The 12771-nt window shown below is 61.4% G+C and carries 11 protein-coding genes and 1 tRNA gene; 9 read left to right on the top strand and 3 right to left on the bottom strand.

The features are described from left to right. Positions 1-19 precede the first annotated feature (19 nt). The 6 genes from metK to pyk all read left to right on the top strand — a co-directional run bounded on the left by metK (position 20) and on the right by pyk (position 6575). On the top strand, positions 20-1225 hold the full coding sequence (metK, locus tag DEHOM01_RS08725) for a methionine adenosyltransferase (RefSeq protein WP_061212421.1): 1206 nt from the start codon (positions 20-22) through the stop codon (positions 1223-1225). Between the two features lie 50 nt (positions 1226-1275). Beyond that, positions 1276-2844 (top strand): anthranilate synthase component I, encoded by a 1569-nt coding sequence (locus DEHOM01_RS08730; RefSeq protein ID WP_061212422.1) that lies wholly within the window; start codon positions 1276-1278, stop codon positions 2842-2844. Further along, a complete protein-coding gene (locus DEHOM01_RS08735) occupies positions 2844-3464 on the top strand; it encodes a Trp biosynthesis-associated membrane protein (RefSeq protein WP_061212423.1) in 621 nt (206 codons plus the stop codon). The genes DEHOM01_RS08730 and DEHOM01_RS08735 overlap by 1 nt, the downstream gene beginning before the upstream one ends. Before the next feature lie 102 nt (positions 3465-3566). Beyond that, positions 3567-3794 carry an HGxxPAAW family protein gene (locus tag DEHOM01_RS08740; RefSeq protein WP_016664632.1) on the top strand — a complete coding sequence of 76 codons (228 nt, stop codon included), beginning with the start codon at positions 3567-3569 and terminating at the stop codon, positions 3792-3794. A 225-nt stretch (positions 3795-4019) separates the two neighbouring features. Next, positions 4020-4955: a prolipoprotein diacylglyceryl transferase gene (gene lgt / locus DEHOM01_RS08745; RefSeq protein ID WP_061212424.1), complete on the top strand. Its 936-nt coding sequence runs from the start codon at positions 4020-4022 to the stop codon at positions 4953-4955. A gap of 141 nt (positions 4956-5096) precedes the next feature. Continuing rightward, on the top strand, positions 5097-6575 hold the full coding sequence (gene pyk, locus DEHOM01_RS08750; protein ID WP_061212425.1) for a pyruvate kinase: 1479 nt from the start codon (positions 5097-5099) through the stop codon (positions 6573-6575). A gap of 59 nt (positions 6576-6634) precedes the next feature. On the opposite strand, the gene DEHOM01_RS08755 is transcribed toward pyk, so the two are convergent. Beyond that, positions 6635-6716 (bottom strand) — tRNA-Leu (locus DEHOM01_RS08755). A 206-nt stretch (positions 6717-6922) separates the two neighbouring features. Here DEHOM01_RS08755 and DEHOM01_RS08760 point away from each other — a divergent pair. Continuing rightward, positions 6923-7561, top strand: coding sequence for an ANTAR domain-containing response regulator (locus DEHOM01_RS08760; RefSeq protein ID WP_061212426.1), 639 nt, complete (start codon positions 6923-6925; stop codon positions 7559-7561). Here DEHOM01_RS08760 and DEHOM01_RS08765 read toward each other — a convergent pair. After that, entirely contained in the window at positions 7558-8022 is a 465-nt protein-coding gene (locus tag DEHOM01_RS08765; RefSeq protein WP_061212427.1) for a PaaI family thioesterase, read from the bottom strand. The genes DEHOM01_RS08760 and DEHOM01_RS08765 overlap by 4 nt on opposite strands. Before the next feature lie 25 nt (positions 8023-8047). Between DEHOM01_RS08765 and polA the strand changes: the two genes are divergently transcribed. Together polA and DEHOM01_RS08775 are read left to right on the top strand one after the other, a co-directional pair. Further along, positions 8048-10732 carry a DNA polymerase I gene (polA, locus tag DEHOM01_RS08770; protein ID WP_061212428.1) on the top strand — a complete coding sequence of 895 codons (2685 nt, stop codon included), beginning with the start codon at positions 8048-8050 and terminating at the stop codon, positions 10730-10732. 379 nt (positions 10733-11111) lie between these two features. Further along, the gene (locus tag DEHOM01_RS08775) at positions 11112-11666 is read left to right on the top strand and encodes a DUF6318 family protein (RefSeq protein ID WP_061212429.1); all 555 of its coding nucleotides are present in this window, start codon (positions 11112-11114) and stop codon (positions 11664-11666) included. Positions 11667-12254: 588 nt separating this feature from the next. Here DEHOM01_RS08775 and DEHOM01_RS08780 read toward each other — a convergent pair. Then, a partial coding sequence (locus tag DEHOM01_RS08780; RefSeq protein WP_217998006.1) for a SpaA isopeptide-forming pilin-related protein occupies positions 12255-12771 on the bottom strand: 517 nt, incomplete at its 5' end.

The raw sequence follows: 12771 nt of genomic DNA on the forward strand, positions 1-12771 counted from the left end.
CTCGCAGATAAGGCAGTACATGACACTCAATGATTTGCGGTACTTCACTTCCGAATCGGTTACGGAAGGTCACCCGGACAAAATCTGCGACCAGATCTCCGATGCAATTCTCGACGACATGATCGCGCAGGATCTCAACTCTCGCGTCGCAGTCGAGACTCTCGTAACAACGGGCCTCGTCCATGTTGCCGGAGAGGTGCGCACCGAAGGCTACAGTGACGTCAACTCGATCGTTCGTGACGTGATCAGGTCGATCGGCTACGACTCCTCCGAGAAGGGCTTCGATGCGGACTCGTGCGGCATCGAGGTGTCGATCGGCTCGCAATCGGCCGATATCGCGCTCGGGGTCGATAATTCCGAGGAGTTCAAGGGCGGAAGCGTTGAGCAGGGCTTTCAGCTTGGCGCTGGTGATCAGGGCCTCATGTTCGGGTACGCGTGCGCTGACACGAAGGAGCTCATGCCGCTGCCGATCTACGCGGCGCATAAGCTCGCGCAAAACCTGTCGAACGCACGCCGAGACGGCGTACTCCCGTATCTCCGCCCCGACGGCAAATCGCAAGTGACGATCGGATACGACGACGATTTTGTCGCGCGCAGCGTGAATGCGGTCGTCGTATCGAGCCAACATGCCGAGGACGTCGATGTTGCGGGACAACTTACCGAGGCGATCTCCCGTGTCGTGATTCAGCCTGTTCTCGAGGAACTCGCGGAGCTTGGACTGGACACCACAGGGGTCAAGCGTCACATCAACCCAACGGGGCGTTTCGTCGTCGGTGGCCCGAAAGGCGATGCCGGACTCACGGGTAGAAAGATCATCGTGGATACCTACGGCGGGATGGCGCGTCACGGCGGCGGCGCTTTTTCGGGTAAGGACCCGTCGAAGGTCGACCGTAGCGCCGCCTACGCCCTGCGCTGGGTCGCCAAGAACGTGGTTGCAGCGGGTCTAGCCGAGCGGTGCGAGATTCAGGTTGCCTACGCGATTGGTCGCGCTGCCCCCGTTGGCCTTTACGTCGAAACGTTTGGAACGGGCAAGGTTCCCGAGCATCAACTTGCCCGGGCTATCGAAAAGGTCTTCGACCTGCGCCCGCAGGCAATCGTTGAGGAGCTCGATCTTCTGCGACCCATCTACCGCAAAACGTCGGTTTTTGGCCACTTCGGCCGCCCCCTTGCGGAATTTGAGTGGGAAAAGACCAACAGAACTGAAGAGCTCACCCGCGCACTGTGACGCGCCGATCCGCGCGATCGTTTCGCTAAGCAACGAGGAAAGGAGGGCGCGTGTTCGAGCGCGACGTTTACCCCGAAACTGTTCAGGGGCTCGAGGGCGAGGCGCTTGGCGAGATTTGGCCGGACCGAAAAACCTTCCTCGATCTCGCGCGTACACAGCGCATCGTGCCCGTCGTGATTCGGCTTTTGGCCGACCAGGACACTCCGATTTCTCTGTACAGGAAGCTCACGGCACCGTCGGGCCCGGCAGGCAGTTTCCTTCTTGAGTCCGCGGGCCAGGGGGAGGATTCCCGTTGGTCCATCATTGGGGTCAACGCTCGTGCCTCTCTCACCGAAAAAGACGGTAACGCGCGCTGGTTTGGCGATGTCCCGGCCTCCGTTCCCACATCGGGCGACCCGCTCGAGGCGCTCAGGGCTACCGCCGCTGAGTTCAAATCCGCGCGGATGGCGCATCTACCACCGTTTACGGGCGGGCTTGTGGGCTTCGTAAGCTATGACGCTGTGCGGCGCTTCGAGAATCTCCCGCACAAGCCCGTAGACGAGATCGGTACGCCCGAGCTATGCATGCTCCTCGCACAAGACGTCGCCGTGTACGACCACCGCGACGCGACGGTTCTGCTCGTGGCAAACGCGCTCAACCTCAACGGTGCAGACAGCGGCGCAGAGGCAGCCTACGAGGATGCCCTCGCCAGAATCGACACGATGCGCGATTCGCTTCGCACGCACGTCGAGACGAACCCCGTCGTCTACTCTGCCGTGCAGCGCTCGTCGAGTACCGCTCGCACGAGCCAGACGGATTTTGAAGAGTCAGTTGAGACGGCGATCCAGAACATCATCGACGGCGAAATCTTCCAGGTCGTGCCGTCGCAGCGACACACGCAGGCAACGAGCGCCGACCCCCTCGACGTCTACCGCGTGCTGCGCAGGCTCAACCCCTCGCCGTACATGTTTCTCGTGCGCGCCCACGATGGAGATGGCAAATCGATCGATGTGGTGGGAGCGAGTCCCGAAACACTCGTCACTGTGCGCGGCCGCCACGCGAGCACGCACCCGATCGCGGGTTCGCGCCCGCGTGGGGCCAACGCCGAAGAGGATGAGAGGATAAAAAGCGAGCTCCTCGCCGATCCGAAAGATCGATCCGAGCACCTCATGCTTGTCGATCTCGACCGTAACGACCTGCAGAAGGTCTGCGAGCCGGGAAGCGTGATCGTGCGAGATTTCATGAGCGTCGTGAAGTATTCCCACATCATGCACGTGATTTCGACGGTCTCGGGAACGCTCAAAGAAGGCTTGAGTGCCTTTGACGCTCTCGCGGCAACTTTCCCGGCCGGCACGCTCACGGGTGCACCCAAGCCGCGCGCAATGCAACTCATCGATGAGCTTGAGCCCGTGTCGCGGGGGATCTATGGCGGCACGGTCGGCTACCTCGATTTCGCAGGCGACCTCGACATGGCGATCGCAATCCGAACAGCCGTCATGAAAGACGGCCGCGCGCACGTTCAAGCCGGGGGTGGTGTCGTCGCTGATTCGATCCCTACGATGGAACATCGTGAATCGCTTTCCAAGGCCGCTGCTGCTCAACGCGCTGTGGCGAGTGCCGAGACGCTGAGGGAACAATAATGGCTGGTCGATCGTCGGATGCTTCCTCTCCGCGCACCCCGCTCATTCTCGCGCTCGTCGTCGCAGGGGGCGTGGGCGCCGTACTCACCCAACCAACGTGGGTTGAGGGCGAGGTCGTGGGCCTTGCCGGTAACGTGTCTGAACTCAGCATTGCGGGGGCGAAGGCTTCCCCACTCTCGCTCGCGTGCGCTCTCGTGGCGGTTGCTGCGGCGGGCGCCCTTGCATTGTCGAGGCGCGGCCTTGCCCTCGCGTGCGCGATTGTGTCCACCCTGGCCGGTGTGGGGATTGTCGTGGGAGGTGTGCTGGTTGCCCTCGATCCGGCACACGCGGTCGCGAGCGCAGCACTCGAAGCCACCGGTGTGGTGAATGCACCCGTGACTGTTTCGGCATCGTGGCCCGTGTGGCTGTCGATCGTGTCAGGCGTTCTGATTGCGCTCGTCGGAGCTCGATTGACGATGAACACACGTATGCGCGGGGAAGGAGCATCGCGCACTCGCTATACGCGCCATACCGCTACGCGATCCGGAGAAGGCGCCGGAGCGGTGCCGCACACCGATGCGGAAGCGTGGGACATGCTCAGTCTTGGTGAGGACCCGAGCGACGAGCAGCGCGGAGTGTGAAGGTGCGAGGACGCTTGCGCTAAAACATGGCACAATGAAAGACGCAGTTTGACGCGCTCGTGCGCGCATACGCTTCAGAACTAGTTTTGACCGGAGTGAAGAATGCCGAAGACTTACCTTGTTCCCCCCGCCCCGCCGCAGAACGAAGGCAAAACCGTGGCTGCCTGGGTATTTTCGGCGTTTGTCCTCCTCGGTTCAGTGCTCATTGCCCTCGCAATGATCACGAGCCAGAACATCCTCCTTATCGTTGGTCTCGCGTCTGTTCTTCTCGCGCTCGTCGTAGGTTTCGTCCTGCGAGCCGCGGGTTTCGGCCAGAAAGCTAAGCGCTGACGTGTCCGCTCACCGCCCTGTACGAATGACGTGCTCTTCGCGCAGGGCGTTGTGCTGTGATGGCGGGGGAGAGCATCAAGAGAAGGGCGGCGCCCATGCCGACGGTGTGATCGTGGGAAGCGCTTTCGTACGAAGGCTCCTCGAAGCGCAGACACCGTCGGAAGGGCTCCGTTCTCTCGAAGTTCTCGCAATTGAACTCCGTTCCGGAATTGAGGAGGCACGCGCATGATCTCAGCGACTATTCCGAGTCCGCCCGTTAGCTCGTTCAGCATCGGCCCGGTCACGATCCATTTTTACGCACTTTTCATCCTTACCGGCATCGCTATCGCCTACTGGTGGTCGCTGCAGCGCTGGATCGCTCGTGATGGTGATCGTGACGACTACTTCGACATCGTCTTCGTGACGATCATCGCGGGGATCATCGGTGCGCGCATGTACCACGTGGGCGTCAATATCCCGGACTACTTCGGTCCCGGCAAGGATCCGCTGAGTGCGCTTCGCATGTGGGAAGGTGGCCTCGGCATATGGGGCGCGGTCGCGGGCGGAGGCCTTGCGGCGTTGGTCATGACCCGGCGCAAAGGCGTGCAGTTCCTCGCCCTTGCTGATTCGATCGCGCCTACCCTCTTCGTCGCGCAAGCCATTGGGAGGCTTGGAAATTGGGCTAATCAGGAACTTCACGGCGAGCCGAGCACGCTGCCGTGGGCTCTGGAGATTACGTGTGAAACCAACGGCAAAACGATCGTTGGTTGCGTGCCCGGAACCTATCAGCCGACCTTCCTCTACGAGGGGCTGTGGAATATCGCTGCCTGCGTCGTGGTGCTGCTTCTCGCGAAACGGTTCGTCATCGCTGGCGGGCGCATTTTTCTCATGTACATCATTGCGTACTCTGCGGGCCGGACCCTCATGGAAACGATGCGCACGGAACCCTCAACCATGGTTTTTGGCTTGCGAATCCACATGGTCATTTACATCATCACGGGCCTTGTGGCGATCGGCGTGTTTGCGTGGCTCACGATCCGTGCACGCCGGAAGGGTGAGGCGCGCAGCGCTTACGACACGATTAACGGCGATCCGCTGCCGCGGCCGGAAGGGCGCGAGGGGAGTGAGACGGCGGCTGTCCCGCATGACCAGGGAGAAAATCTCAAAAACCCCGCGAAATAAGGCTGAATCTGGGAGTGGTCCCGATTACTTAATTGTAGGGTGAGATGTGGATCTCGGCGATGCGACCCGTGCCCCTGTGCGCTCGCTCCCGAGCACACACAGCGCGTGGGTCCCGCCTTTCAAAGCTACAGATGGGTAGACATGCGTAAAGCAAAAATTGTGTGCACATTGGGACCTGCAACGAATTCGTATGAGCAGATCCGCACGCTTATCGAGTCGGGCATGAACGTCGCCCGCATGAACCTCAGCCACGGCACTTACGCGGACCACGAAGCTGTGTACGCCAATATCCGCAAGGCTTCCGAGGATCTCGGTAAGAACGTCGCTGTTCTCGTGGACCTCCAGGGCCCGAAGATCCGCCTCGGCAAGTTCGAGGACGGCCCTCACGAACTCGCGGTTGGCGACATCTTCACGATCACCACGGACGACATTCTCGGCACGAAGGAACGTGTGAGCACGACCTTCAAGGGGCTGCCCGGCGACTGCCGCCCAGGCGATACGCTTCTCATTGACGACGGCAAGGTCGGCGTTCGCGTGGTGGAAGTGACCGATACCGACGTCAAGACCGTCGTCGAGGTTCCCGGCCCCGTGTCCAACAACAAGGGCATCAACCTTCCCGGCGTTGCCGTTTCCGTTCCCGCCATGAGTGAGAAGGACATCGCTGACCTTCGCTGGGGTCTCCACCTCGGCGCGGACCTCATCGCCCTGAGCTTCGTGCGCGACGCGCACGACATCGAAGATGTTCACCGCGTGATGGATGAGGAAGGCATTCGTCTCCCCGTGGTCGCCAAGATTGAGAAGCCGCAGGCAGTGCGCGCCCTGCGCGGTATCGTCGGCGCGTTCGACGGCATCATGGTGGCCCGCGGCGACCTCGGCGTTGAGCTTCCTCTCGAGCAGGTCCCGCTCGTCCAGAAGCGCACGATCGAGCTCGCCCGCCGCAACGCTAAGCCCGTCATCGTTGCGACCCAGGTGCTCGAGTCGATGATTACGAACCCGCGCCCCACTCGTGCCGAAGCTTCCGACTGTGCGAATGCCATCCTCGACGGTGCAGACGCCGTCATGCTTTCGGGCGAGACCTCCGTCGGCGCGTTTCCGTTCGAGGCTGTGCGCACCATGGCGCGCATCGTCACGAACACCGAGGAAAACGGTGCGGACCGCATCTCTGAGCTCGGCACCATCCCGCATACTCGCGGTGGTGCGATCACGCGTGCGGCGGCCGAGATCGGCGATCAGCTCTCGGCGCAGTATCTCGTGACCTTCACCGAGTCGGGTGACACCGCTCGCCGTCTTTCGCGACTGCGTCCCACCATTCCCCTTCTCGCCCTCACTCCGTACGAAAAGGTCCAGCATCAGCTCGCCCTTAGCTGGGGCATCGAGGCGCACCTCGTTGACATGCAGACCGACACCGATCAAATGGTGAAGGTAGTCGACGAGCTGCTGCGTGAGAAGAAGGGTCTGCAGCCCGGCGATCTCGTGATCATCGCTGCAGGCTCGCCCCCGGGCGTTCACGGCTCGACCAACACGCTGCGCGTCCACCGTATCGGTGACCTTGACGGCACCGAAGCTGCGCGCGTTGAAGCCGACCGCATTGCGAAGGGCAAGGCTATTCCGGAGGCCTGAGTCTCACGTAGCTGCGCATAGAAAGGGTGGGGAGCATGCTGCTCCCCACCCTTGTTCTGTACCGGGTACGGGACTCGAACCCGTACGTCCGAAGACAACGCATTTTGAGTGCGCCGCGTCTACCAATTCCGCCAACCCGGCCATGTGCCCGTCTTGAGGCACGCCCTATAGAATAACCAACGAGTTCGCGCTTGCCTAACTGGCACGAGCCGTTCCTTGCCCGGTGTACGTGAGTAATATCGTTCAGGGGAGCGACAAATGCCGCTTTGGAAGCCGATGTGCTGCACTATGGATGTGGGGTGCGTTTGCCGCACAACCACGAAGACACAGGCGAAAGATTGGATGCCATGAACGAGAACGAAGCTGTGGAAGAGACCGCCGAGAGGGGCCAGGATTCCGGTCTCGTGGCGCGCACGGCTGTTGTGGCTGAGGATGAGAGCCTCATTCGCATGGATATCGTCGAGACCCTCACCGAAGCGGGCTACGAGGTCATTGCTGCCGTTGGCGATGGTGCGAGCGCGGTGGAGAAGGTCCGTGAGCTTCGGCCGGATATCGTGGTCATGGACGTCAAAATGCCGCAGATGGACGGCGTCTCTGCAGCGGAGACGATCGGCAAGGAGCATCTTGCCCCCGTCGTGATGCTGACGGCCTTCTCGCAGCAGGAAATCGTGGAGCGTGCGCGGGATGCAGGCGCGATGGCGTTCGTCGTTAAGCCCTTCACGCCTAACGACCTTCTGCCGGCGATCGAGATTGCGCTGTCGCGTTACCAGCAGATCACCTCGCTCAACGAGGAGATTCGCGATCTTGAGGAACGCTTCGAGACCCGCAAGCGCGTGGACCGCGCGAAGGGGCTTTTGCAGACGAATATGAACCTGAGCGAGCCGGATGCGTTCCGCTGGATCCAGAAGACGTCGATGGATCGCCGTCTGACGATGCGCGAGGTTGCCGACGCAGTCATCGACCAGCTCGGTCCGCATAAGGACTAACGCGCAGGAATCTCGTCTCGCGGCGGGAAGAGCCGCGCGGATCCGAGGACGGTGCTCACGAGAGTGCCGTCCTCGTGTCGTATCTCGGCGAGATAGCTCGCGTGAGTGCGGCCCAGGTGCTGTGCGTGAGCGGTCACGTGAACGAAGCCTTCACGTGCGGGCGCGTGGTGCGTCGCGGTGAAGGAGAGTCCGACGGCGCCTGCGCCCTCGCCGTAAAGACATTCCGCGTGAGTGCGCGCGGCGAGCGAGATGGCGGTTTCCGCGAGCGCGATGCTCGCGCCTCCGTGGAGGAACCCTTGGGGCTGGCGATTGGGAGCAACCGGCATACTGAGGTGTGCTGTGCTCGCGGTCAGTGAGAGCACGTCCATTCCCATGCGCTCGCACAGTGTCCCCTTGAGCTCCTCGCGTACGCGTGCGAGTGCATCCTGTGTCGCGCTTGCTGCGCGTGCATTCGTGTCCATTCGCCTAGCGTGACACACTTGAGGCATGAGCGAGATCGAAAACGCCCCTGAGAGGCGCATCGTTGTGATCGATGGCCATGCAATGGCCTTTCGTGCCTTCTTTGCCCTGCCACCGGAGTCATTCGTGAACAGCGCGGGGCAGGCGACGAACTCGGTGTACGGTTTCTGCCGCATGATCTTCAACATCGTGAAGAACGAGAAGCCCACTCACATGGCGGTAGCGTTCGATCTTCCGGGCGGCACCTTCCGCGATCGTATTTACAGCGAGTACAAGGGCGGCCGTGAGGCCACTCCCGAGGCGTTCAAGGGACAGGTCGCCCTTATTCAGCAGGTGCTCGAGGCTATGGGCATCGCGCATTTCAGCGTCGAAGATTACGAGGCAGATGACATCGTCGCGACAATCGCGACGTACGCGAAAGACGCCGGGGTGCAGCCTCTGCTCGTCACGAGTGATCGCGACGCGATCCAGCTCGTTGATGAGACCATTACGCTTTTGCAGCCGGTGAAGGGCGTCACGGAGCTTCGCCGCATGACTCCCGAAGCTGTCGAAGAGAAGTACCTCGTTCCCCCGACCCTGTATCCGGATCTCGCGGCTCTGGTGGGGGAGAGCGCCGATAATCTTCCGGGCGTTCCCGGTGTAGGACCCAAAACCGCCGCGAAGTGGCTTGGACTGTACGGCACACTCGACGGCATCCTTGAACACCGCGACGAGATTAAAGGCAAGGCGGGGCAGTCGCTTCGCGATCACGTCGAGGATGTGGTGCGCAATCGCCGCATGAACGAAGCCGTGCGTGACCTCGACTTGCCTAAGGACTTCGACGCTTATCTCCTTGGACGCGGGGACAGGGTCGCCATCAACGCGCGCTTTGATGAACTCGCCTTTGGGCCGGGAATCCGTCGGGACGTTCCCGCAGGCCTCCTCCCCGCCGGGGATAGCGGGGCCGAGGAAGCCGAGCCTATCGTCGCCAACCCCACCCTTCCCGTGATTGAACCGGAGGCCGGGCAGCTTGGCGCCCGCCTTGCGGAGCATGCCGCTTTGGGAGGCGCTCTTGAGGCCGACGGTGCCTGGGCGATGGGGGAGGCGGAGTTTCGCGGCCTGGTGATTGCCACTGGCAGCGCAAATCTTGACATCAGCGCCTCGCGCATGAACGAACAGGACCGACGTGAGCTCGACCGATGGCTGCGAAACTCGGTCATCCCGAAATGGACGCTCGACTCCAAGGAGCTCGCGCATATTCTTAGCGGTGCGGGCTTCGACATTCGCGGCCTCGATGTTGATCTCTCCCTCGCGGAGTTCCTGTGCAGGCCTGGGCAGCGTCCCGCAGATGTCGCCGGCCTCGCGATGCGCCACCTTCACGAGGAATTCCCGAAGCTCGCCAAGAAGCCCACCGCGCAGGCGCTGCACGAGGATCTTTTGGGTCGCGCGAGGGCGGAGTACCGTCTGACCCCTATCCTCGTGAAAGACATGGATGCGCATGAGACCCGCGCCATTCACGATGATCTCGAACTCCCGCTTGCTCGTGTGCTGGCGCAGATGGAGGAGTCGGGCATCGCCGTCGACGCTTCCGAGCTTGACCGGCTCGACTCGATGCATGCCGAACGGCAGTCTGAGGTCGCCGCTCGGGCCTTCGCTGAAATCGGTGGCGAGGAGATCAATCTCGGTTCACCGAAGCAGCTTCAAACCGTGCTGTTTGACCGGCTCGGGATGCCGCCGACCCGCAAAACCAAGACGGGTCATTCGACCGACGCCGAGTCCCTCACGGATCTTTACGCGAAGACTGGCCACCCCTTCCTTCAGGCGCTCCTCGAACACCGGGACGTCACGAAATTGCGCCAGATCATCGAAACGCTGCGCAAATCCGTGAGCGAGGAGGGGCGTATCCACACGACTCTTTCGCAGAACGTTGCGGCGACGGGGCGCCTTGCCTCGTCCAACCCGAACCTGCAGAACATTCCGGCGCGCACCGAGGCCGGCCGCCAAATCCGCGGCGCCTTCCACGCGAGTGAAGGCTTCGAGTCGCTTCTTACCGCGGACTATTCCCAGATCGAGATGCGCATCATGGCGCACCTGTCCGGCGACGAGGGGCTCATCCAGGCTTTCCGTGACGGCGAAGACCTCCACAGCTTCGTCGCTTCGCAAGTGTTCGGCACCCCGGTCGACCAGGTGACGAGCGAAGAGCGTTCAAAAACTAAGGCGATCAGCTACGGTCTCGCCTACGGTCTTTCCGCTTTTGGTCTTGCGCGCCAGCTCCACATTCCGCAAAGCGAAGCGCAAGCGCTTCGCGCACAGTACTTCGAACGCTTCGGGGGCGTCCAGGACTATCTGCATGAAAGCGTCGAGAGAGCGCGTTCACTCGGCTACACGGAAACTCTTCTTGGGCGCCGCCGCTACCTTCCCGAACTCACGAGCGATAGCCGACAGCGGCGGGAAAATGCGGAGCGTGTGGCGCTCAACTCGCCGATTCAGGGCAGCGCCGCCGACATCATCAAACTCGCGATGCTGCGCGTTGACCATGCGCTAAAGAAGACCGGCGCCGCCTCGCGTCTCGTGCTCCAGGTGCACGATGAGCTCATCGTCGATGTCGCTCCCGGTGAAATCGACCTCGTGCGGGACATCGTGCGCGAAGGCATGGAAGGGGCCTATGAGCTTTCCGTGCCCATGGATGTTTCGGTGGGCGTTGGGCACTCCTGGCTGGAGGCCGCGCACTAAACTTCATTTCCGAATTGCATAGACGTTGTGGGGGTTTGCGCCCGTAGCGTCCGGTGCTGTCGCTGTGCCCGGCCTCGAGCCAGCACCGACCAGGCCGCATGTATCGCAAGCACTCATTCGTTCGCGTGCCGCATCCTTGCGAGAAGCGGATCGACGGAGCTTGTGGTAGCCACAGTTGTTCGCCAAACGCTCCTGCTTTTGGTATTGCATGCCCGCGACTGGTCTGGTTTGCTGGAACGCGTCGGTCGGGCTCAGATCGACGGGAGCGATAGGCGGGGGACACATGAAGCGGAATGCACGATGGCGCGTGCGATCGACGGTAGTAGCCCTTGCCATTGCATCAGCAGCGCTCACCTCATGTCACGGTGACGCGACACCGGTGATCGGCCCGACTCCTGTTGCACACACGGCACCGGCTCCTGCCGGGAGTGACGCGGGTGGAGCAGGCGTCGGAACTGGCGAGGCGCCCGGGCGCACCGATGGGCTTCCTCCCCACAATGCTGCACTGACGAAACCGGATGGCGACGTGTTCGAGGCACGCCATTTCGCAACTGATGAGGGCGCTAAGGCCACGGCCAGATATGTCATTGCGGCCCTCTATTACGGATACGCGACCGGCGACACGGCCCCCTACGAGAGCGTCGTTTCGCTCGGGGCGTGCAAGGCTTGCGGGGAAACGCTCGCCGAAATGGACCGGTGGCGCGAGAATAAACAGTTCGCGAGCGTCGTGGGTGTCACCCCCGGGGAGATCAGTATTGAAACCACGAAAGATGGTTACGTTGTGGTCCGGTACCAATTCACCATCGAGGATCTCCACCCCGGCTCCTACGGAGGCTCCACGGAGGACCAGCCGACGGAGCAGCACACGGTCAATCTGAAGTTGGATTTCAGCGACGGGGAGTGGCTTGTGCTGCACTTCGATTGGCTCGATTGATGCCCGCACCCGGGATTGCATCGAAGTTGTGGGGGTTTGGACCACGTGAGCGGTACATCTGTTTGGTCAGTGTGCTGCCGCCCCTGGACCTCATAGTCTGCGGCAGCTACTCCCTTCAATGAGACACGTGAGTACAGGAGGATCCCATTCAGATTCGAAGGTCCGCAGTCTGCCTCACCTCGGATTTCCTGGCGAATTGAGGAATCTCCCGCTCGTAGAGTTCTCGTGGGCGGCGATGAAGAAGCAAGGCCCCAATAAAAGCTGGAAACGTAGTTGACTGAATTCTAGGTGGGCGGCAGCCGCATTGGAGATGCAGATAAGCATCAAGCATGGCGCGGCTCCCTTGCCCACCTACCCTTCGCTAGTCGATGGGCAATCGGGCTGATGCTCAGTGGCGGTAGATATGTGTCTTCTAGGCGGTGCTGAATCTTCGCTCGAAATATGCATCTCCCAACGCCAACTTACGTTGCTATTCATAAAAGATGTATGAGCAGGTGAAGGCAGCTTCGCTAGCAAAATCGGTTTAATGCAGAAAGAGGAGTCTGACCTATGAGGCCAAACTCCTCTTCCTAGAGGTAGCGAGTCAATTTAGACGTCTTTGCGCCGCAATGTGAGCAGGCTACCTACGGCTACCAGCGCAAACGAAAGCATCGCGAGCATCCCGGTCATTGAACCGGTCCTCGGAAGCGAGGTTACTTGCTCTCGGGTCGCTGGGGTCTGAGGACCACGTGCCTCAGATCCCGGAGTCGTATCACGCGGCTCTGCTGGCGTATCGACTGGGGCGAGTTCGTCGATCATTTGGACGGTGGTGTTTTCGGCGGGCGTGTATTGTCCGTCGGTTCCTTTGATCTCGAGGGTGCCGTTTTCGGTGATGCGGAAGTTGATGTCGTTCGCGATCAGGTAGCCCTCGGGGGCGGCTTTCTCGGTCATGGTGTATTCGCCGGGGGCGAGCGTTAGTTGCTTCGCGGTGCCGGTGGAAACCCATGTTTCAGAGAAGTTGTCTCCTCCAGTGACGGTCAGTGTGGCGCCGGGGAGTTCTTCGCCTTGCCCGGCGGCGACTTTCGAGAACGTCACGTCCGCTGTGGTCGGCTCATCGACTGGGGCG

The sequence above is a fragment of the Dermabacter hominis NBRC 106157 genome (assembly GCF_001570785.1).
GTDB classification, from domain to species: domain Bacteria; phylum Actinomycetota; class Actinomycetes; order Actinomycetales; family Dermabacteraceae; genus Dermabacter; species Dermabacter hominis.